16 protein-coding genes are annotated in these 22633 nt (G+C 30.7%); 5 read left to right on the top strand and 11 right to left on the bottom strand.

Annotated elements, in window-relative coordinates; genetic code table 11:
- Nucleotides 1-25 precede the first annotated feature (25 nt).
- From QZ138_RS06225 to QZ138_RS06215, 3 genes are all read right to left on the bottom strand, one after another.
- The gene (locus QZ138_RS06225) at nucleotides 26-796 is read right to left on the bottom strand and encodes a hypothetical protein (RefSeq protein WP_292887547.1); all 771 of its coding nucleotides are present in this window, start codon (nucleotides 794-796) and stop codon (nucleotides 26-28) included.
- Nucleotides 797-1987 carry a hypothetical protein gene (locus tag QZ138_RS06220; protein ID WP_292887544.1) on the bottom strand — a complete coding sequence of 397 codons (1191 nt, stop codon included), beginning with the start codon at nucleotides 1985-1987 and terminating at the stop codon, nucleotides 797-799. It abuts the gene before it with no gap.
- 596 nt (nucleotides 1988-2583) lie between these two features.
- Entirely contained in the window at nucleotides 2584-3573 is a 990-nt protein-coding gene (locus QZ138_RS06215) for a hypothetical protein (RefSeq protein ID WP_292887541.1), read from the bottom strand.
- A gap of 198 nt (nucleotides 3574-3771) precedes the next feature.
- On the opposite strand from QZ138_RS06215, the gene QZ138_RS06210 reads away from it, so the two are divergent.
- On the top strand, nucleotides 3772-7518 hold the full coding sequence (locus tag QZ138_RS06210; RefSeq protein WP_292887538.1) for a YecA family protein: 3747 nt from the start codon (nucleotides 3772-3774) through the stop codon (nucleotides 7516-7518).
- Between the two features lie 17 nt (nucleotides 7519-7535).
- On the opposite strand, the gene QZ138_RS06205 is transcribed toward QZ138_RS06210, so the two are convergent.
- From QZ138_RS06205 to QZ138_RS06190, 4 genes are all read right to left on the bottom strand, one after another.
- On the bottom strand, nucleotides 7536-8852 hold the full coding sequence (locus tag QZ138_RS06205) for a hypothetical protein (protein WP_292887535.1): 1317 nt from the start codon (nucleotides 8850-8852) through the stop codon (nucleotides 7536-7538).
- A 357-nt stretch (nucleotides 8853-9209) separates the two neighbouring features.
- Nucleotides 9210-10037 carry a hypothetical protein gene (locus QZ138_RS06200; protein WP_292887532.1) on the bottom strand — a complete coding sequence of 276 codons (828 nt, stop codon included), beginning with the start codon at nucleotides 10035-10037 and terminating at the stop codon, nucleotides 9210-9212.
- 9 nt (nucleotides 10038-10046) lie between these two features.
- The gene (locus QZ138_RS06195) at nucleotides 10047-10916 is read right to left on the bottom strand and encodes a DUF2971 domain-containing protein (RefSeq protein WP_292887529.1); all 870 of its coding nucleotides are present in this window, start codon (nucleotides 10914-10916) and stop codon (nucleotides 10047-10049) included.
- Between the two features lie 141 nt (nucleotides 10917-11057).
- Entirely contained in the window at nucleotides 11058-12875 is a 1818-nt protein-coding gene (locus QZ138_RS06190; RefSeq protein ID WP_292887526.1) for a TOPRIM nucleotidyl transferase/hydrolase domain-containing protein, read from the bottom strand.
- A gap of 161 nt (nucleotides 12876-13036) precedes the next feature.
- Between QZ138_RS06190 and QZ138_RS06185 the strand changes: the two genes are divergently transcribed.
- Nucleotides 13037-15034: a DUF2971 domain-containing protein gene (locus tag QZ138_RS06185; RefSeq protein WP_292887523.1), complete on the top strand. Its 1998-nt coding sequence runs from the start codon at nucleotides 13037-13039 to the stop codon at nucleotides 15032-15034.
- Between the two features lie 230 nt (nucleotides 15035-15264).
- Complete coding sequence (locus tag QZ138_RS06180; protein WP_292887520.1) at nucleotides 15265-16293, top strand: NOG1 family protein; 1029 nt, start codon at nucleotides 15265-15267, stop codon at nucleotides 16291-16293.
- A 114-nt stretch (nucleotides 16294-16407) separates the two neighbouring features.
- On the opposite strand, the gene QZ138_RS06175 is transcribed toward QZ138_RS06180, so the two are convergent.
- Nucleotides 16408-17010: a hypothetical protein gene (locus QZ138_RS06175; protein WP_292887517.1), complete on the bottom strand. Its 603-nt coding sequence runs from the start codon at nucleotides 17008-17010 to the stop codon at nucleotides 16408-16410.
- Between the two features lie 347 nt (nucleotides 17011-17357).
- Here QZ138_RS06175 and QZ138_RS06170 point away from each other — a divergent pair, with 347 nt between their 5' ends.
- On the top strand, nucleotides 17358-17915 hold the full coding sequence (locus QZ138_RS06170; RefSeq protein ID WP_292887514.1) for an Hsp20/alpha crystallin family protein: 558 nt from the start codon (nucleotides 17358-17360) through the stop codon (nucleotides 17913-17915).
- A 29-nt stretch (nucleotides 17916-17944) separates the two neighbouring features.
- Here the strand turns inward: QZ138_RS06170 and QZ138_RS06165 are convergent, their stop codons facing one another.
- Nucleotides 17945-18955 (bottom strand): SIS domain-containing protein, encoded by a 1011-nt coding sequence (locus QZ138_RS06165; protein ID WP_292887511.1) that lies wholly within the window; start codon nucleotides 18953-18955, stop codon nucleotides 17945-17947.
- Nucleotides 18956-19038: 83 nt separating this feature from the next.
- On the opposite strand from QZ138_RS06165, the gene QZ138_RS06160 reads away from it, so the two are divergent.
- Nucleotides 19039-19665, top strand: coding sequence for a DUF447 domain-containing protein (locus QZ138_RS06160; protein WP_292887509.1), 627 nt, complete (start codon nucleotides 19039-19041; stop codon nucleotides 19663-19665).
- Here the strand turns inward: QZ138_RS06160 and ade are convergent.
- Together ade and QZ138_RS06150 are read right to left on the bottom strand one after the other, a co-directional pair.
- Nucleotides 19662-21377 (bottom strand): adenine deaminase, encoded by a 1716-nt coding sequence (gene ade / locus QZ138_RS06155; protein WP_292887506.1) that lies wholly within the window; start codon nucleotides 21375-21377, stop codon nucleotides 19662-19664. The genes QZ138_RS06160 and ade overlap by 4 nt on opposite strands.
- Nucleotides 21378-21379: 2 nt before the next feature.
- Nucleotides 21380-22600 (bottom strand): TIGR00300 family protein, encoded by a 1221-nt coding sequence (locus QZ138_RS06150; RefSeq protein ID WP_292887503.1) that lies wholly within the window; start codon nucleotides 22598-22600, stop codon nucleotides 21380-21382.
- Nucleotides 22601-22633 lie beyond the last annotated feature (33 nt).

Genomic DNA, 22633 nt, shown 5'->3' with positions numbered 1-22633 from the left:
TTTATTATATATTTTATTATTTATTTTATATAAAATATACTTTTTCATCTTCATTGCAGCCTTCCCATTCCATGTACAGCTTGTTGTCTTCCCATACAAATCTGACATTATTGACAATGGCTACGTCCGGAAGCTCGCAATATGTAACGCCGTCATTATCCTTGACATAATTGGCCTGTGCCATGATATTGGATTCCGTTGGTACGATCATGTTGACGACGTGAGTTATTTCATCCTGTTCAAAACTGCAGTCGGCAAGATCTATGCAGTTCTGTGATTCTGGATACATTTCGATTTCAGACATTTGGCGATAGACTCTGATGTATTCCACATCCTCATTTTCCGTCAGATTAACTATTGATAATAACCTCAAGTCATGTCCTTCAACCGGATTGCACTCCCCGTCCTTGTCAATGTAGATTCTGGTGTTCGGCAATATATCTGCAGGAGCAGGCCTTTTCAGTTTCAATCTGAAGACATCACCCAATACCGCTACAGTAACCAAGGTATGACCTGAAGACCTGACCTGAACTTTAGCCAGAAGATAACCCAAGGCCAGATCGCCTTCATTAGCTTTCTTGACTATTGTATGCTCCATTGTTGAGGATTCATCCAATGTTACCATTTCACCTACACGGCACTGGTTGGCTGAAATCCATGCAGTATGCTCCTCATTAACATACCTCTTTTCGCCCTCATCGAGAAGACATGCAATAACATCCATTTTCTCCTCATGGCTCAATCCTGTCGGATGGCCACGGTTATGTCCTATTGTTTCATCATAATCGATAATCATCTAAAACACCCAATCCCAATCATGGTTGATTATTTTATCTGGTATGTAAAGGCCGGTGTTTTCCATTGACTCATCATTGGCATCCCACAATAAGGTGCTGCCTTTGTAGGCTTTCGGATATTCATGTTCTCCTTTGTATAATCTGATTCCAGTTTTTGTCTGCCTTTGCGTTACTGTTATTTGTGGAATTCCATTTGCTGCAAACAATGGTGATGGAAATATTAATAACCATTTCAAGTCAACATAATTGTATTCCTCAAATTCATCTGTTAAAAACCATTCTGGAGAAATGGAAACCTCATTGTAATCATTTTGATAAATTTTGGTTGGATTGTTTCTCATGAATCCTTCCAAGTAATCTGAAGTGTTTGATGTTCCCGTTCCTGCACGGCCGTGAATATGATACTTTTTCCAGTTTCCCTCATCATCACTTCCTGATGAATATGCATCAAATGAACTGGCCATAAGCAATGTTTCAGCGCCGGTGAACATGCAGTAGGATTTACTGCCTCCGAAGTTTATGCTTGTTGATTTCAAATCCTCCTGGTAAATCGTGAGATTAAAGTCGGACTGCATCATGACACATCCGGTTGTTGTTCCATGATATGTTGCATTATCATTAACGCTAACATTACCGTTTATCCTTTTAAATCTTGCAACGGTAACACGATTATTTGCTAATGATTGACCTGAAGCAACTGTTGTGATTAATCCGGTTGGAGAGCTTCCGTCAATGCTTGGAACGTATCTTGCCCTTAAGAATTTGCCTCCGTCTGTTGAGTCATTGTTTGACGATAAACCTGAGTAGTTCATGAAAAATTGTGAGAATGTATCAGAGTTTGCATCAAACATCAGCACCTCACCGCCAGTCGTTAAAGTGCTTGAAAATGTTGTTGACTTGTCATGAACGTCCAGCAATAGCTTAGTGGTTTGAGAGATTTTACCTGTTGGAACTCTCACCAGTATTGCTGAAGGTTGCAATCCATAAGCTGGAATGTATAGAACTTTGCATTCCGTTTTGTCTTTGGTTTTGATTTTGAGATTTTTCAAGTCATTTCTGAAAAGATCGGCATATGGACTGTCAGATAGATTATCCAAAAAGAGATAATCATAGTCGGATGAATAGCTTCCGCTTCTCTGGTTGTAATTACTCATTACAATATTGATTTGTAGTTCTTCCTGCAATGTCATAATCAATATTTTATTATTTATTTTATATAAATAATATAATAAAAAAAGTAATAAAAAATTAGTTGCATTAAAGGAAAAACTATCAATAGGATTACCTTTGAAAAAATAGTTTAAATCAACAAACAGACATCAATACCTCAGGCATTAATGCAAAAAACAATTCATGAAATATGACCTTAAGTATGTTTCATTCTTTGAGCCCGCATGAGCCAGTCAAATCACAGGGGCACGCAAATAGTAAACAACAGCCATGATAATACCATTTACAAAACATTTATTCATTCCTCTAATATTATTTATTACTTTAATGTTTAATAATATTACTGATTTGTTTTTTATATTTTCATTAAATGGCATTCATTAAAAATAAGCTGTCCATCTCTGATGGACAGGTTGCGACGAATGAAATGAGTCGCAATAGCTATATGAAGAAATGATTAATCATGTCAGATTTAAGAACCGACCGTTTACCGGTCGGTTCGAGGGTTAAGTTTTGTAAATTTAATGGGAAAGTGAATACACTTCCCCAAATATAAATAACGAGCGATTCAATGAAAGTATAGCTCCGGTGGAAAAGTAAGAAAACACCATCATAGCTATATTCTGGTTCGGTTGAATCCCATATCCTTTAGAATCTTGTTATACTCCTCACGGGTTGTAAATGACGGAGCGTTTTCATCCCCTGTTTTTCCAGTTGATTCAGTTTCACCTATTTCGCCTGAGTTTTGAGGGTTGCGTCCTCCAGGAGCTGAAATGTCATTGCTTGCTTCAATTTTAATTCTTCTCTCAGCCAATTTTTCCATCAGCTCCATATCAACATCACCTGTGAGTAGCTTATCGATTATTTCCTTGTCCTGTGCGTTTTCATTGTAGTTGAAGTTGTACTTGGCTTCGTACTCTTTTATTTTCCTTTCGTTTTCATGTTTTCTAAGTTCAGACAATTCCTTTAGGATATCTTCCTTATTGTTTATGAATTCCTTGTTTTCCTCTATAGACTTTTTAATCTTGTCATACTTTTTGGATTCCTTTTTCAGGTTTTCTATTTCATCCTGAAGTTTTCCTATTTCTGCATCTTTTCCCTGAAGTTTTTCCAAAAGCAAATTAGTGGCCACATTAGCGTCCTGGTTTTGCGGTTCCGGAGGTTGTGGTGCAGGTTCTGGATTTCCAGTTTCACCAGTCACACCTGTTTCACCGGTTTCTCCAGTCTCACCGGTTATTTCAGAATTCAACAAAGTTATCTTTCTCGGGTTTTTGGTTACACCTACATCTATCAAGCTCATAGTATCAATTCCAAATGAATCTCCATTGTCTTTCAGCAAAACATCAACTTTTGGTGACAGCCCTTTTCCTTTCATGTCCAGTTCATCCGGAAGGTCTATGAATAGCTTTCCATTATCCTCTTCGAATACTATGTTGTTTCCGATGCCGATATAAACCCTATCGTGCTCGGAAGTTAAAGGAATTCCGCCACGGTAGTTTTCAGCAATTTGCTTTAGATCTTCGGCTGTCCATTTCACAGGTTTGTTGAGTCTGTCGTCCAGGTCGGAGTAGTCATAGGATCCGACTTCAAAAAGTTCATGTTTCATGATTATCACATTTTATTATATTATTTATTATATATTTTATTATTTATTTTATATAAATATTTATATAATTTAATGCCAACTCATTAAAAATCCACACCCTATTAATCCTCCCATTAGACACTCCAAAAAAGTTTAAATTAATTATATGCTAATAGTTAATTAAAGTATTCAAATAATTTTTTCAAAATGGTGCAATATATGGCAAAAATTGGTAGAAATGAACAATGCCCTTGTGGCAGTGGAAAGAAATATAAAAATTGTTGTCTTATAAAAGAAAGATATTCAAAAAATCTTTCGGATGATGCATTAAAACAATTAAAAGAAGAGTTTTCCAAATATAATCCAGAAGACCTGATTAAAACTTTAGCTGCATTATCAATATGTCCTGAAAATCAGTCACAACAAATTCGATTAGAGATAGCCACTCAAATAGCCTGCTCCAATATTAATTGTGAAGATAAAATAATTACAATACCTGAACTAAATGAATTATTCTTAAAATATCTTCCTTCCAGAGGGCCAATTGGTTTATTAGAGGATCCTTTAGATAATTTATTTACACACAATATTTTATTTTTTAAAAATCATGTAATTTTTACAGGCCATTGTACTTTTGAGTATTATATATTACAAAAAATAATTAATTCCATTCAATTTAATTCTTCTAGTTTTTCAGACAAATATCGAGATCATTTCTTTCAAAATTCTATGCTTATCTTATCTTTAAGTGATTATATTGCTAAAAAATCAGGTCACGAGCGTTATGAACTTTTTAATGATGAATATCGGCAAGAAATATATTTCCCAGATATTAATGAATTAGATAATCTTAAAAAAAGTGTTACATTTAATATTAAAGAGTTTGAAAATTTTAAGGCTTCTTTAAATATTAATGAAGATATAGGTAATGATTTTATTATTGAAGTGGGAGACAATAGTTTTAATAGTTTTTTATCAATTGAAAAAGAATTAAAAGAACATGATCTTTTTGAGTACATAATTACTAAAAAAGACCCATATTCAAAATTTAAACAGCAAAATCCATTATTAATCTCCCCCCTAATAAAAATTAAAGATAGTTACATAATTTTTCCAACATTATTATCCATTTCTCTTAGACACCATATTTTATCATCCATAATGAAATTTAATGAAAAGGAAAATTTTATAAAAAATTATCAAGACACATTATGGCAGGATATCCTATTTAATTTAGAGAACCGATTATCTTTTGAAAAATTTGATTATGAATTACCCGAATGGGAAAATACAATATTCAAAGATGAAGTTTTTAAAATTGATACGGATAAGTTAGCTTATTGCATTCTTATTAACGATAATTTGAAAAATTATAGTGATGAACCCTGGGAAATTGATTTAAAATATAATAAAAAATTAAGAAGTAGAATAGATTCAGTTATTGATGATTTATTGAATTCAGATGAATTAATTAATGATATTCTCATAGTTTTATTTGTTGGTCAAAGCGGACGACAAATTAATAATTTAGAAATACCCAACTATAAAAATTTATTGACAATAACTTGTGAAGAATTCGACGTGATGGCTAACTCAGGCAATTATGATAGCTTGACACTTTTTAAGTTCGCAAGTTTATTAGAAAATACAGATAATAAGGAAATAAGTTTTTTAGATAACTTTAGCATTTATCTTGAAAACAACCATTCATTTCCAGTTAATAATAAAGGCACTTATGAAATGTTATTAGCTGAACCAGAAGATATTAAAAAATTAAGAAAAAAAGCAATAAAAGATAAAGACCCTCATTTAGAGAGATATGGTAAGAAATTGCTTTTAGCTTATAAAATAAGTGAGTTTATGTATGTAGCATGGCATAATTTATTTTTAATCAAATTAAATAATCAAAATATTTGGATTAAGTGTGAAAATGACTCCGAATCCAATATTGCCAAATCAATAGGCTATTGGCTTTGGCAATTCAGTGATGAACTTAAAATAGATTTAAATCCCTTGAATGACAGCCCAATTTTTATTTCAATTAGTGTTGAAGAATATACTAATCTAGATACAAATATGGAAATAACCCCAGAGATTAAAGAAAACCTAATTACATCCAGTTATACCTCAGAAAATGAAATTAAATTTAAAATTAGTAAAAATTTAATTCATATTGCAAAACAGGAAAATAATGAAGCTGATAGGCTTTTAATGAATGAAATTTTAAAATTAATGGGAAATCTATTAGAAAAAAATAGTTTAGAAAATACATTAACAGAAGCCCACAGACTCGAAATAATCAATGAAAAAATACCTTTAGGTTTAAAAAAACAAATATTAATTTATACACCAGAAAATATCAATACTCCTGTAAAAAGTCAAATAAGATTATTGCAGGAACATAATATCCAATTAACAATGGATGGATTGGTAAATAAAGTTCCAGGTGAATTTGATTATAATCAAAAGTTAACTAAAGACCAGTCTCACAAATTAAGCCACCAAATTGTAGATTATTATCTGGACTGTATTAAAAAAGAAATCATAAAATATGATTGGGAGGATCTTATCCAAAAATTAATTTTAAATTATGAGAATATCTTATTTTCCAGATATTTCACTACATTTAATAATGTATATTATTTCAATAATTATGAAAATAATCCCGACATTTTAAAAGACATTGTATATGATGAACATGAATTAGATAAAATGGGATTGCCAACAAGGTTTTTAATAGAAATTTTATCTGCGGAACAAAATTTTAGTAGCAATGTAAAAATATCAACTAACAGTTTTGACCATTTAATGGGTTTATCATATAGTTTAATTGAATGGGGATTTGCCAGTGACTATATTTATTCTGAATATGTGAATTATGAAATTATCCCTTTAGAATCTGGCCGTTTTGGAATTGAAACTAATTTAGAGGATATCATTGATACTTTTAGAACTAAAAGAACATTAGAACATATCACTAATTTATCTAGAAATATTCTTCTAGAAAAGAAAAGTGTTGAAAAACCAAGGGATGAAACAGAAGATGCATTTAAATCAGAATTTGGTATCAATTTAACAGATTATTATAATTTTATGTCTGTACTAATAAATATAGCTGTAGACGATGAAAAAGATATTGTTTTTATTTCTAAATCTAATTTAATTGATATCTTGAAAGATAAATTAGGATGGGAATCTGATAAATCTGTACAAGCAATAGAAAAATTTTCATTAAAGTATCGAAATAAATGGGAAGAAGCACCTGAAGGTTATGATGGAAATGATATTTATCCATGGGTTTTTAGAAGACCTTTATCATATTATCTGAAACCTTTAATTATTAAAAATGACGATGATGAAACAGTGATTTACGGTTTTAGAAATGTTTATCATTCTTGTTTAAATTTAAATCATCAAATTTTTAAAGGATTATATAAAATTAATAAAAATTCTTCAGATGAATTTAAGTCATTTATTAGCAAAATGCTTGATGCCAAAGGAAAAGAGTTTAATGAAACAGTTTTTAAATGGTTTAAAAATAATTTGGACACATCTAAATTTTATTTAGAACCAAATGTGCAAATAGATAAAATAGTTAATGAGGAACCAAAATATGGAGATATCGATGTCTTATTACTAGACAAAAATAAAAAACGATTATTTTCAATTGAATGTAAAAATATTGAAAGTGCTAAAAATCCTCGTCAGATTTTCCAGGAAATAGAAAAATTTTTTAATAAAAAAGAATGGATAAAAAAACATGAAAGAAGAGATGAATGGATAAAAGATAATTTAAACAAATTAGGTGAAAGTATAGGATGTGATTTAAAAGATTATAAAGTTTTTTCAATTTTTATCGTATCTCAAGAGTTACCTATAATCTATTTAAAGGACACCCCTATTGACATAATACCTTTTTCACATATAATTAATAATGGGATAAACATATTAAATAAATACAAATAATTATGAGTTTTCAATAATTATATTTCAACTCCACTATCCCTTATAATTCTCTCACCGACAGGCTGTTCCTCCTCAAAGTTAGACAAGTAATTCTTATAGATTTCATCACCTTCAGCAGTGAGTTCCATAATGTATCTTAAAACATCATCTCTTGAATAGCTGAAATAAATATCCAATGTTTCACTGATTCCCATCAGCTCCAATTGCATGTTCAAAAGCTGATTACAATACTTTAAAACCCATTTCTGGTCATTGGCAACATTGACGATAAAACCTGTAATGGCCGAATCGTTGATGTATTCTGCAACGTTCTGGTTTGATCTTTCATTACCTGCCTGAGACTGGGGAGTGACGAAAGTCCTTAGGATGTTGTTTCTAAATATTTCAGTCTGTCTTGTATAGTCGGACTGGTAGTTGTTACCCCCTAAGATTTTGGATTCAATTCCCGGAGGCACAATAGCCACATTTGAATTCGCAGTTGTTCCGTAATCGGCATAAAGGTTTTCCTTAGCGGTTGAAGAGAGCTCCATTATTATTGGCTGGCCGTTAGCATCAAGTGACGGCTTTACTTCAATGATGTTGTCCTTATTGATTCTTTCAACCTGGTTACGCTCCAAGTTGCATTTGTGGTAGATATCATCAAGACAATTTAAGATAATGCTTTGGGCTTCCGAATATATTTCATTGTACATGAAGTTAATGACCTCATCAGGTTCGTATTTAACAGTCAATGTTCCCTCCTCAACACTGACATAATTGTCAAACTCTTCAGGTGATCCGGCAACAATATCTTTCGGCATCTCATGCAAGTACAGCTGCACCTCATTGTCATCATTGAACTCCTTTTTCAAACCATAGCCGTGAGCACCGATTTCAAGAAATATCGGCTTTATGTATTTTCCTATGGATTTGTCCCATCTCTGCACCGGTTTGATTAGACCTTCACCATCAACCATTCCACCCTGCAGGATGTTTTTAGCAATTTGGCGAATGTCGATTTTTCGAGCCCAAAGAATTAATGTAAGTTTCTGCTCTTGGGAGAGTTTGTTTTCCTTATCAACAAGCACCACATTAACATTGGCTTTGTCAATTCTGTTTTTCAATATTCCTGAAGTGTAACCGTCAAGCTTTATAGCATAACGTGCATTAGCTATTGTTTTGTTGATGACTGGTGGAAGTGCATCCTGCAAATCAAGGCCAGTGTTTATTCCATCGACTCTAGGCTGCCTTTCACTTTCACCCCAATAGCTGCGCTTGGTGTTGTACTGTTCCACACGGTTGTTCAATAATCTGGTTTTGATGTAATCAGTAATTCCCATATCAATCATTCCCATTACAATTTTTTATTATATTATTTATTATATTATTTATATAAAATAAGTAATAAAATTAATGGGATAAAATAATCACAAGACCAAGACTGTTTTGAATATTTTTCCAAAAATTTTAAATAACAACATCGAAGAAATTTTATAACAAATTGACTAGTATAAACAATATATAAATTTAGCTTGAAAGAAGAAATGATACATCAGATATACCATTTTAGATTGTGTAATTTATTTTTTTAAATTCAACAAGCTTATACTCGTTATGATATTTTTCCATTAAAATATGTTTGTTTTCAGTACTGTGAAGTTTATGAGTATTAGCTATGCTAACCATCAATAAAAATCATGATAAATAACCTATTATTCCTTATCAGTAAGTCCACTTTTAAATCTAGGCGAATCATCCTCTTTTAATAGGTTTTCATTATTGATTTTAAATGGATCTTCATCATAATATTTTGATATTTCATGTTTTATTTTAAATGAAGATTCAATTAATTTTTCTAGTTTAAATATTTTTATTATATCTTCCATTTTAAATGTGGCATTAATATTTAACATGAGACCTAATATATTATTAGTTCCATTATAAATTTTTAGAATTTCATTAAAATCACAAATTAAATCATTTGTTAAAAAATAAGAATAATATCTATGGAAATTAGAAATATCTTCAAAAAAACTCATTAGTTGTCTTGCAATTGTTTCTCTCCATAGTTGTGTGGTTACTAAATTTCCGATATAGCTCTCATTATTATTAGTAGTTACTAAATTTCCGATATAACTCTCCTTATTAGTATCAATCAATTTAATTTTATTTACCATCATTGGCACATTTTCAAGATTGTATTCTAAGCTTTTCATTTCATCATAAGTTACTGTAGATTTATACATATTCAGTATAAATTTGTCAAATTCAATTATTGGAATAATTAGTTGACTGTATATGAATTTTCTTTTTTCTTCAAGTTCTTTTTGAGCAGCAGCCTCTCTTTTGAAATCTATCAATGAAATAATTATGATTGATGAGATAATGTTTATTAAAAGTGGAATTGCAATTGTTTTGATAGATTCGTTTAAGGAGTCATCTTTAGGAATTATTTGTAATAGTATTATTGCAGATACTAGCAATATTCCTGCAATTATGAGTAATATCATTGCAATTTTTTTATAATCTGTTTGGAACATGGTGTTCTCCTATAAATTGATTTCTTTAGATTTTAGTGCATATTCTGAATAATTCATTTCCATTTTATATAACTTCCAATTTTTTTCACGAGCAATATCTTTGAAATAATCAAGATATTCATCATTAAATTTAACTCCCAAATATATTTTGGAAGGTTTTAAAGGTAAAAACTTCTCATCAGATATTAATCTCCATTCTCTTTCATATCTCCAGTCTTTATATTTAATCAGCAAATTTAATTTTTTATCAGTTTTTTCAACGTTTATAAGTGGGAAAAATGTTTCATGATAGAAAACAGGAAATAACTGTTTTTTGATTTTTTCTTCAATTTCAGATGTGTCATATCCAATACAGAATCCTTGATGTTGATTTGCATAATGAGACCACATTAAAATTGAATCATGAATTTCACTTAAACAACTGACTTTAAATTTTATTCTATTTTTAACATAATAATCATAGAAAAATTGTTGATTTTCATCTAAAAAACCATCCATTATACCCATATCAATATTTATGTCTTTATACATTATTTCTTTATTGGACACTATATTTGGGTCGATACCAGCTTTTCTAATTAGAGTGTCTGTGTATAGTTCTATAACTTTTTGTTCTAAACTTTTTTTGGTGTCCTCTTTGAATTTTTCAATATCTATGCTAAAAGCAGAATCATAAGGGTCGTTAAAGTTATAAGGATTACTTAAATAAATTTTCTCATTTTTTAAAGCATCAACATGTTTATTGCATTTGATGTTTTCGTCTTTGGAGATGGAACGGTAACGGTATAATTCTTTAGGAATATATTTTTCCCTTTCTTGTATGATTGAATAGATTTGATCTAATTGTAGATTAAGATTGTTTTCTAAAATAATGCTCACTCCCTAATATCATTTTGTATTGATATCTTTTAAAATTTTAGTTTTGAAACTGTGTTTGGTTGCTGTAACTTTCATCTGAAATCTACATCACCATTGATATCGTCATCAAAGCGATTTTAAAAATAACCTCACTAGAAGATGTTATAATTCATATTTATCTCGTTTATAAATATCTTTACCATTCATAAGATATACTCCCAATTCACTTACGTTGCTCATGGAGTGTTTTGTATTAATCGGTGCTGGATTAAAGATTGCCATATCAATTATTTTATCCAATACCTTAAAAATATCTTTATCAAAAATGCTCTCATCATGAGTTTCTTTATAATGCTTGACGAGGTTTTTAAAAGCTTTTTTGTTAATTGGTATTTTGTTAGCTTCAACAATATCCCCTAAACTTTTAAGTCCTTTCTTTTCACCATTTTGGGAGTGTTTATAAATATTTTTAATTTTTTTTAAGCTAAAATCAGTTTCACATACTTCATTTATGGCTTTTTGCAATTCTTCAGGAGTATAATTGTCTAATTCAAAATCATATTCCCAAATATGTGACCATTCCTTAATCATTTTTTCATATTTTTCTTTACCTGATTCTAGATGCTTTTTTTCAATTTCTTTAATGTTTCTTCCATCAAATTTTTCAAATAATTCTTTTAAATCAAAAACTCTCCCCTCAAGTACACGTTCTGTAAGTTTATTTTCATCATCACCTAGAAAATAGGGTAAAGCTTGCCATTTATGCAAATTATAGTTAATCAAATGTTTATAACTAGTTACAATATTATCCATATATTTTCTGGTGTTTTCATCTTTAATTCGAATATTTTTTCCATAAAAGTTAGAAACACCTCCAATATTAATAATTTCAATTCCTAAATTATCACATGAGATTGCATAAAATTTTAAGAACATGGGGAGCATAATCTCTTCGGTTTTTCCTTCAACAAAAACAACAACTTTCGGATGATAATTAAGATTGAGATAATTTGCAAGGTAAAATAATCTTTTTTGATGGTTGTTGAATTCATATTCTCCAGTGATTTCATGGGTAAAATCTTCATTTCTACATCCTCTGATGCTTCTACCAGTTTCTTTTGAAGGAATATTATTTTTTATATCCTCAGGGGACATGTCTATTTCATCCACATCAAAAATTTCTCTCCCTAAATGATGCTGAATGCATTCTTTAAGCATTTCTGCCCATTGTAAATATTCAATTCCTAATCTTGTTGATCCTTTACAATCATCTTTTTTATCCCACGCAATATTTTTCCATAATTGTATTGCAAAACGGCTTCCTAACATGTATTCTAATTTATTGCAGATTTCAAAGTAAGTTTTGTATAAATCATCTTCTTTAGCGCCAATAACATCTAATGCTTCGTTTAAATTATATTCTTTTATTTTTTCATGATAGTTATTTCCATAGTTTGGATAAAAATATACTCCATTTGATTTACCGTAGGGGGAGTAAATTTGAGTAGCAATTAATAAGTTGATGAATTTTTCGATATAAATCTGATAAGAATCGAAAAATATATTATTTTTATTTTTAGGGTCATATTTTAATAATTCAATTACATGGTATATTTGAAAAGTAGAATAAAAGGATTCAAATTTTCTTTTCCTTGATGTTTTATCAAAAAACTTAGAAAATTCCATAAAATCTTTTTCTTGAGGTAAAAAAATATATCCTTCATTAAGTAGCTTATTAAAATCATTGTGATGTTCGGGGTGGAAATCTAGAGATATAAAGATATTTCGAGGTTTGTTTTTGAAATCTTTAACTCTAAAAATTGGATAAAACCAACCATTTTTCTCAAATTTTTCTAATTTATCTTGTGTTAATTTAATCCCTCTTTTATCGCAGAATTCAATGAAATTTTTCATATTTAATGGAGGATTTTCTACATACAATTCTTTTTTAAAGTAGTATTTTAAAAATTCATAATTCATTTTTCATTTCCTTTTAAAATTATTATTCAATTTTATGATAGTTTTTGTATATCATTATTTTTATTATTAAGCAATAATATAAATAATATAATTATTATTTAAAGGGAAAAAAGTTTTCTTAATTTGTAAGTTTTTATTCATAATTGTTAATGGGGGTTAATATGTGGTTAGATAATTTTTTTGAATTATTATATTTTAAAGGCGGTAAAAAAATTAAAGAAGCATATGAATTAAAAAATCAAGAAATGCCTGAATTTCTTTATAAATATAAGTCCATTGATGAACTGGGACATACTTTTGATTTATTAGAAAATGATTTAATATTTTTATCCAGTGCCAATAATTTAAATGATTTATATGAAGGTGAAATTTTTTATGATAACAAAGAACTACTTTATAATAGATTCAAATCTGACGGTTTACCTTATTTTATGACAATAACTAAATTTAACCATGACCAAAAGGAACAAATAAAAAACTCTGAAAATCCTTATTTAGAGACAATGAAGTTAATTTATGAAACAGATCCTGATATTAATCCAGAAATTTCATTTAATGAATTTAATGATAATCTATCTAATTTCTTTTTAGACATATCTGATGATACTTACAAAAAGAGAAATGATGCAAGTAAAGAAAACACTTATTTAACTTGTTTTTCTGAAAATCATGATATAAAATTAATGTGGGCTCATTATACTGGTTATAATAAAGGAATTTGTATAAAATATAATATTAAGGATTATGAATATTTAAGGGATAAATGTTATCCCATTAAATATGAGGATGGATATGATTACACTGAAGAATTGTCTAATTTTAAAGAACATATTTTTAAACTTGCGTTTGATCCCTATTTAAGAAAAGAAACAGATTGGAGTTATGAAAAAGAGTGGAGAATATTATTTAATTATGAATTTTTAAGAAATACGATAAAGATTGGTGAAAAATATTTTCTTAAATTACCAAAACCTTCTGCCATATATTTAGGTAAAAGAATTGACAGTGAAAATAAACGAAAAATCTTTGATATTTGTAAAAAAAGAGAAATTTCACTTTATCAAATGGAAAAAGATAGGCGTGAAGCTAAACTTTATGAAATTGAAATTTTAAAATATTCTGATAAAAATTTTGAAGATGAAATGTTTATTGTAGAATCTATTAAAAATAAGACATATAAATCATTGATTCGTAATTATTTTTACTATCCAATTTTAAGAATGGCAGATATAGAAAAAAGGTTTTCAAAAATTATTGATTCATTTAATAATTTAACAGATAAGGAAATACAATTCTTTTTAGATGAATTATTATTTAAAAATGATATTTTTCCAGTTTTATATCCATATTATTCTAATGTATTATTATTTTTGATAAAATTATATAATAATAACTCATTTAATCATATAACTACTAGTGATGGATTATCTGTTGAAAAAAACTTAGAAAAATGGATTGGATATTGTATTTCCAATTTCTATAATAAAAAACTTGTAAGATATATGATTTTCTTTGAAAAATTATTTATGAGATTTTATAACCGTTATGTAATTCTCTCAGATAAAGAAAAAGAGAGTTATGAACGAGAATTATTTAACTATAATTTAAAAAATAAATACGTTGAATTGATTGAAGAAGATATTACTGGTGAATCCAAATTAATACATCCATTCACAAATAAAGACCGCAAGGAACTAATTAGAAACAATATTTTAGATAATATTCAAAGAGTGTTTGATTTATTTTATATTAATGGCAAATTTGATGAAGAAAGTTGTTATGAAGAATATCTAAAATTAAAATTAATCGTTGCAAAAATAGAAAATAATACTGAATTACATTATCAAGAAATTTTTTTAAATTCAAAAGACGACTACATACTTGATTATGACAATTTATTTAATAAATCATATGATATTCAATTAGAAAATTCTGGACTTGCATTAACAAAAAATAAACATGTTTTACAATTAGTGTCTCATAAAGATAGGGTCTTATTTGAAATTTTGGGAAAAATTAATTATAATCAAAAAATCTCAAAATTCATTTTTGAATGCTGTGATGAATTGAATTTAAATTATAAAGAAAATATTGTAATTAATGTAGATAAAGATTATTTTAATCCCAAAATTAATCCATATACAATTTTAAATTTATAGCTCAGAACATTTGATAATTTATTAATTTCTTTTTTATTTTCACCATATTATTTTGCAGTTTATGGAAATCATCATTTCGATATACACATAAGCAACTGTTTATGGAAATGTTATAACCAACAAATAATTGGGACTTCATCCACAAATTTAATTAAGCATCCCAGTCAAAAGAATATTATAGAAAAGTTAAGAGAGAAGCAGTATAAGTAACTGATATTTAAAGTGATATAATGATGATACCAACAATACCTACTCCTGATGAAATATTAGACAAGGGATTCAGCAGAGGTAAAAAACAAGCAGATTTACTCAGGTCTCAAAAAATACCTAAACACCTGAAAGGCAAAAGGATTGAGGAAAGACGTGTTGTCACATCCTGTCAAGTAATTAAAGATAAACTCAAATCAATTTTGGATGCAGTTCCTGAAATTGAAAGCATGCACCCATTCTATCAGGACTACATCGACATCACTGTCGGAGTGGACGATATGAAACAAGCGCTTGGAGGACTTAACTGGGCTTACGGAATTATAACCCAACTTGAAAAGGAATATGGTGCTAAAATCAGAAAAAATCCATCTGAAAGAGCAACTGCAATACAGAAACAGGCCTACGGCAGAATCGCATCTGTCGTGAACAAGATTAAACCTAACTTGGATTTCCTGGATTTTGCAAAACAGAATTTGAGGAATATGCCGACAATCGATTTCGATGCAACTACAATCGTCATTGCAGGATTTCCGAATGTGGGGAAATCCACATTGCTTACACAACTAAGCAGTGCAGATCCTCAAGTTGCAAACTACCCTTTTACAACAAAAGGTATTCAGATTGGCCACACTGAAATGCGCTGGAAACATATCCAGATTATCGACACACCAGGACTGCTCGACAGACCAGTATTAGAAATGAATGACATTGAAATGAATGCAATTGTTGCACTTGAGCATCTGGCTGATGCAATACTATTTATCTTTGATGCTTCCGAAACCTGCGGATTCCACCTGGAAAACCAGTACAATCTCCTAAAACAAATTGAAAAAATCTTTTCTGAAATACCTATCGTGTATTTATTTAACAAGATGGATCTTGTTAAAGATAAGGAACATCTTAAGGAATACATCGACGACGAGGAAAACTCAATTTTTATTTCCGCAATTGAAGGAGAGGGAATTGAAGAGATTAATAAGAAAATCGGCAGAATCAAAAAAATAGAACGTGATTTTGAACAAGACGATGACGATGATGAATATTATTAATGATTTAGCAATGAATCTAGACTTAAACTCATAGTCACAGCCATGATTGAAAATAATTAATACAGATTAAATAATGATGAAAAGTCTTTATTTAATCACTAATTTAATTTCTCTTTAATCTATAAATATGAATGGAGCAAATTCTATTTCAAAATTAGGATCAATTTCCAGAATTTTTTCGCTGATTAATTCTTTTAATTTTGAAAGGTCTTCGGCGGTGTCAGCGAACAAATAAATGCTTTCGGGTCTAACCTCCTTGTCCCCAATTGGTGTATTTTCAATTGGTCTGAAATTAGGATTATAGCTTTTGCATATCCCGAATTCGGTTTTCAAATAATTTAGTGCATCAATTTTTTCGTATGTGCCTTCCTTTACATATTCAAGATTGTCAAATTTAATGAATAGTGCAACTACATGCTCAATTTCTACAATCATCTCATGAGTATTCTCATCTCTAATGGCATATCCTGTATTTAACTGGTTAAGTTCATCCATTAAATCATTCAATTCTTTATTTAAAGATGATTCATTTTCAGAATTTAATTGGAAAAATGTAATGTCCATAAAAACTTCATCAGAATGGATAGGATTCAAATTAAAATAAAGATATGAAGAATACTGTTGGACATTTGATGCATGATTGATTACAATTTTATTTATTTCTTCTATTTTTTCAACATCGACAATAGCAAGGGAAAACTTTTTTTTAATGGACATGGTTATAATTATGATTTATAATAAGATAAACCTTATGAAAATTATGTAGCAATACATTTTTTTACATATAAATCATAAACCAATTAATTATTCTCCAATATCACCCAATTTAAATTAACTGATTAGACCAATATAATCTATTTAACAATTTAACAAGCATTATTCGAAACATCAACAAAATAATTTAGGAATTCAAAAAAATAAAGCAAAATACATATAAAAAAACAAAAGATTGAAAAAATTAAGTTTTAATAACTTTTAGTAAATTTAATAGAAAAGTTTATATAGTAACATAATGTAATTAAAACATAATTATAAAAAACCCATGTATAAGGAGCGTGAAAACTATGGTAGATTCCGAAACCATTGATACAAAAGTTTCTGACAAAAAAGAAGAATTCAATGATGAACAAGAAGAAGAAATAAATGACAATCATGAAGAAACAAAAGAAAAAAGAAAAAACATAGGTGATGGAGTAATCAACGATTTATATGCCAGCATTGATGAATTCAAAGAATACATCAAAAATATGCAAAAAAATGCAGACAGAAAATATGCTGAATACAAAAAATCCACTGTTCAAACCATTGACATAGATTTAATCGAAACCAAAGATGCTTACCACATAAAAGCAGCAGTTCCGGGCGTTTCCAAGGAAGATGTAATGATTGAAGCAGGAGACAATGACTTGACTATTGAAGCTACCTTAAATGCATACATCGATGAATTTGAAGAAGAAGCCGAAGTAATTGCATCCTCAATAAAATCAGGAAAATGTGTAAAAACAGTAAGATTTGAAAACAGCCTTGATTTAGAAAACATCACTGCAAAATTCACAAATGGAATCGTTCTCATAAACATTCCAAAATTGATTATACCAAAACATAAAATAAATGTGGAATAAATCCACATTTTTACTTATTTTTAAAAAAATTAATATCTGACTTTTCCGATGTGTCTTGTAGCACCAGGATCTTCACCATTATAATGTGCCAAGTAATAGATGAACCATTCCAATGGAATTACAAGGACAAACGGAGACAATAACTTGTCGACATCAGCATAATCCTTTAATTCATAAATGATTGATTTCAATTTCAAGTTTTCAGAAAAGTCGATTGCCTTGTCGGTAATCTCGTCAGATTCAAAATCAGACCTTAAAAATATGATAGGAACACCTTTTTCTGCCCTTTCAATCAATCCATGTCTGAATTCAGCAGAATACTCAGGGCAAGCATGCTTGATTGCACCTTCCATAAGCATGGTCATTGCCAACTTATAAGCAAGACCGAAGTTTGGTCCGGAACCTAAACAGTAGAAAATATCCTCTTTTTTGAAATCCTCTGCCAACAATCTGTTGGCATATTCTGTGGTTTTTAATAACTCTTCAATAGTATCAGGCATTTGAGCTAACTGAGCCAACAATTCATCTTTAGCTTCATAATCACTGGCAGTGAATAAAATCTGATATAGGCATGCAAGTTGAGTGATATATGTTTTTGTGCCCAATATTGCAGTTTCAGTTTCACACCTAGTGACAATTGGAGTTTTAGCTTCTTTAATCATTGAGCTTTCAGGTTCGTTGGAAATTGAAACAGTATGTATATTAAATTCATTTGCTCTTCTAAGTGAAGCAAGAGTATCGGCGGTTTCGCCGGATTGTGATGTGAAAATAGCTATTGCATTCTCATTTTCAACCAATTTCTTATTATAGTAAAATTCATAGCCTGTATAAACTTCAATGTCGATATTAGTGGAGGACATCCTTATTGCATCCCTTACACTATAACAGGTTGAAATAGAACTTCCACAACCGATTAAATAGATTTTATCCTTATCTGAAATTAATTTAGAAACTTCATCCATAGTAGACATTTCACTTTCAAAAGTTTTTCTAAGGGAATCCGGTTGTTCCATCATCTCATCATACATCTTATATTTCATAGCTCAAAACTCCTTTAAAATTAAATATTATAATTATTATATTGTTAATCAAGATATAAAAAGGTTTTTTAAAAATGGTTAATATGAAAGTAAATTTAACTTCAATTGGAATGGAAAAGGGCAGACAATACGAAACGATAATAACAACAAAAAATGAGGATGGAACCAAAAATGCCGCACCCATCGGTGTGCTGTGTGCCGGCGAAAACAGAATCATCAATCGTATCTTTAAGGGAAGTCATACTTTGGACAATATTGTCCGTGAAAAAGAGTTTATTGTCAATATCACCCATGACCCAGAACTGTTTAAGACTTCTACCTTGGGAAATTTACCTCAAAGCCATTTCAATGATGACATGTCCCTCAAATGCGCTGATGCATATTTCAAATGCGAAGCATTTAGATTTACCAAAGCAGTCAAGCAAAGCGATCCGATAAAAAAGAAAGGTGAAGCGATTGTGTTTAAATCAGAAGCAACCGATTTGATAATTAACAAACCTGTCAAAGCCATGAATAGAGGATTTGGATATATTATTGAATCCTTGACCAATTTAACACGCTTTGATTTGGTTAATGATGAGAAAAAAGAGGAATACCTGACCCATTTTAAAGAGGCCAACCGTGTCGTTTTAAAGGTTGGAAGAAAAGAAGATATAAAAGCGATGCGGGAAATAAAAAAAGAATTGATTAAAAGAGGACATAACCTCTAATCAATAATCACATCCATAAATTCAAAGTTATCTCCATCGAAGAGTCCCTTATCTGAAATCTTGATTGACGGAATGACAAGCAATGCCATGAATGCCATTGTCAAGAATGGAGCTTCAAGCTGACAGCCCAAATCCTTTGCCATATTGCGCAGGACACTCACATCATGGGCAACATCATATGCATCTTCATTAGACATCAATCCTGCAATCGGAAGTGGCAAGGAATGATTGAAGTCCGAACTTACAATAGAAATGCCTCCTCCATCATCAATTATCTGATTGACAGCCTGCGCCATAGTTTCTGAGTCACAGCCGATGACAATTATATTATGTGAATCATGGGCAACTGATGATGCAATAGCTCCTTTTTTAAGTTCAAATCCCTTGATGAATGCATTTGCAACAGTGTTTCCACCATAGCGTTCCACAACAGCAATCTTTAAAACATCCTGATCAATATCCGGTTGAACTATGCCGTCCTTAACCTGTAATCTCGCAGTTAATTTCTTGGTCAACAACTCCCCATCCAAACTCTCGATTACATTGACTTCACATTCATCACCATCATAATGTATGTCAAAATCACCGGCAGTTTTTTTGGAAGCATTTATACTATTCTCAAATTCAATTTCCGGAACATCAAATAATACATTTTCTCCATCAAAGACACATTCCCCACCAATATATGTTTTTAAGACATTACAGTCATATATGCTCTCAAGAACTATAAAATCTGCCTTCGCACCTTCCACAATGGCTCCGCAATTCAGATTATAATGTTGTGCGGGATTAATCGTTACCATATGAATTGCCTTTAAGACATCAATGCCAAGATTAATCGCTTTTTTAATGGACAAGTTTAGATGACCATTGATTAAATCATTTGGATGTTTATCATCACTTACAATGAAATCAAATAATGGAGAATAAATCTTGTTGTCAAAAATATCTTTAAAAAAGACGTTAAACTCATTTTCATATTTAAGAAACGAATCATCATTATATATATCAAAAAGTCCTTCCATATTCAGGGCGGATGAACCATCCCTCACCATAATTTTCATACCTTTCAGCTTTTTCTCGAGGACTTCAATAATATTGCTGCATTCGTGGTCAGTGCTTATACCCTGTGCAAGGTATTTATCCAAATCATCACGGGAAAGCAATGGAGCATGACCGTCAATTGGCTTGCCGTATTGTTTTGCCAATTCAATCTTACGAATAACCTCCTCATCACCATTTATAACACCCGGAAAATTCATCATTTCCCCTAATGCAACAATCTCATCCTTTTTAAGCAAATATTCAATATCAGATGAATCCAAAGTAGCGCCTGAAGTTTCAAATGGGGTGGCAGGCACACAGGAGGGTGCTGCGAAATAAAAATTAAAAGGAACCTGATTTGCATTTTCAATCATTGATTCAACCCCCTCAATTCCCAAAACATTGGCTATTTCATGAGGGTCGCAAACAACAGCAGTAGTGCCGTGACGCACTGCAATCTTGGCAAATTGAGCAGGAGTAATCATACTGCTTTCAATATGAATATGGGAATCAATGAAACCAGGAACAATTAATCCTTCAACATCAACCCCATATTTTTCATCAAGTGTGATTGGAGTAATCTCTTTAAATAATCCGTTTTCTATTGTAATTTTTGCAGGATATATCGTATCAGTTATCACATCAAGAATATATGCCGTAAATGACATAATCAATCCTCCATGAGAGAATTGTAGAGGAGTGGCAGGAATGTACCAATATCCGTTACAATACCAACAACCTGAGCGCTTCCCCTATCTGATAATTTTGTAACGGTAGATGGATTGATATCAACACAAATACTTTTAACCCTTGAAGGGAGAAGATTTCCTGTTGCAATCGAATGAAGCATGGTGGCGATCATGATGACCATATCCACTTCCTGAGCATAATGCCTCATTATCCTTTGGGCTTCAGTAATGTCCGTTATGACATCAGGCAAAGGTCCATCGTCACGAATCGAACCTGCAAGAACAAATGGAACATCATTTTTAACGCACTCATACATGATACCTCCAGTCAAAGTGCCGTCTTCAACCGCTTTTTTAATGGAGCCGGAGTTGTTGATTCTGTTGATTGCTCTCATATGGTGAGTGTGACCGTGAGCTACAATCCTACCTGTTTCAACTTCAATACCTAATGAAGTTCCGAACAGATTTGACTCGATATCATGAGTTGCAAGAGCATTTCCCGCCATAATGACATCGATGAATCCTTCCTTAACAAGAGCTGCCAAGTATTTGCCTGAACCTGTGTGAACTATTGCTGGCCCACCAACAATACCTATTTTTCCGCCTTTTTCCTTGATTTCCTTCATTTCATCAGCAATCCCCTTGATGAGATTCATTAAAGGCTTTTCGGAAGAAACTTCGCTGTTCATGAACTCGAACACCTGCTGTTCGTCACGTGATCTGTGAGGAGGTGTGACCTTAACCCCATCAAGGCCAACGACGATCTTGTCTCCAGCCTTAACATCAGATATAGGCTTTACAAATGCCCTTTTCTCATTTTCATCCACAACTACAAGACAGTCCATTTCAATATCTTCGACAGGAATCCAATTTCCATTGTAGAAAATATGAGTGGTATGATTAGAGGATGAATAAAATCCTTCAGGAGCAACTTTGTCTTTAGTTGATGCAACAAGATTGACTTCCTTAATATCATCAATTGATGCACCTAAAACAGACAATTCATCTAAAATAGAATCCAACAATTCGGGAGAATCCGCAGATACTTCAATCTTTGCATGACTTACGTCTGACTTTTTACGTCCAATATCGATTTCCAATATGTCAAATTCTCCGCCTTTGTCCATGATTATGCCCATTGTTCTTGTTAAAGTCAATGAGTCGATAATATGGCCAGAAAGCTCAATAGTTCTTTTATTCATAACAATATGCTCCATTTTTAGTTAATATTATAA

It is taken from the genome of Methanobrevibacter sp. UBA212, assembly GCF_905233225.1.
Taxonomy (GTDB): domain Archaea; phylum Methanobacteriota; class Methanobacteria; order Methanobacteriales; family Methanobacteriaceae; genus Methanocatella.
The sequence above is the reverse complement of the archived record's forward strand: the minus strand, read 5'-3'. Positions and strand labels throughout refer to the sequence as shown.

Bases quoted from the DNA above. Each gene is read 5' to 3' on its own strand.
- QZ138_RS06225 (WP_292887547.1), bottom strand. From the start codon at position 796: ATGATTATCGATTATGATGAAACAATAGGACATAACCGTGGCCATCCG.
- QZ138_RS06220 (WP_292887544.1), bottom strand. From the start codon at position 1,987: ATGACATTGCAGGAAGAACTACAAATCAATATTGTAATGAGTAATTAC.
- QZ138_RS06150 (WP_292887503.1), bottom strand. From the start codon at position 22,600: ATGAATAAAAGAACTATTGAGCTTTCTGGCCATATTATCGACTCATTG.
- QZ138_RS06190 (WP_292887526.1), bottom strand. From the start codon at position 12,875: ATGAATTATGAATTTTTAAAATACTACTTTAAAAAAGAATTGTATGTA.
- QZ138_RS06175 (WP_292887517.1), bottom strand. From the start codon at position 17,010: ATGTCCATTAAAAAAAAGTTTTCCCTTGCTATTGTCGATGTTGAAAAA.
- QZ138_RS06170 (WP_292887514.1), top strand. From the start codon at position 17,358: ATGGTAGATTCCGAAACCATTGATACAAAAGTTTCTGACAAAAAAGAA.
- QZ138_RS06160 (WP_292887509.1), top strand. From the start codon at position 19,039: ATGAAAGTAAATTTAACTTCAATTGGAATGGAAAAGGGCAGACAATAC.
- QZ138_RS06215 (WP_292887541.1), bottom strand. From the start codon at position 3,573: ATGAAACATGAACTTTTTGAAGTCGGATCCTATGACTACTCCGACCTG.
- ade (WP_292887506.1), bottom strand. From the start codon at position 21,377: ATGTCATTTACGGCATATATTCTTGATGTGATAACTGATACGATATAT.
- QZ138_RS06210 (WP_292887538.1), top strand. From the start codon at position 3,772: ATGGCAAAAATTGGTAGAAATGAACAATGCCCTTGTGGCAGTGGAAAG.
- QZ138_RS06185 (WP_292887523.1), top strand. From the start codon at position 13,037: ATGTGGTTAGATAATTTTTTTGAATTATTATATTTTAAAGGCGGTAAA.
- QZ138_RS06205 (WP_292887535.1), bottom strand. From the start codon at position 8,852: ATGGGAATGATTGATATGGGAATTACTGATTACATCAAAACCAGATTA.
- QZ138_RS06200 (WP_292887532.1), bottom strand. From the start codon at position 10,037: ATGTTCCAAACAGATTATAAAAAAATTGCAATGATATTACTCATAATT.
- QZ138_RS06180 (WP_292887520.1), top strand. From the start codon at position 15,265: ATGATGATACCAACAATACCTACTCCTGATGAAATATTAGACAAGGGA.
- QZ138_RS06165 (WP_292887511.1), bottom strand. From the start codon at position 18,955: ATGAAATATAAGATGTATGATGAGATGATGGAACAACCGGATTCCCTT.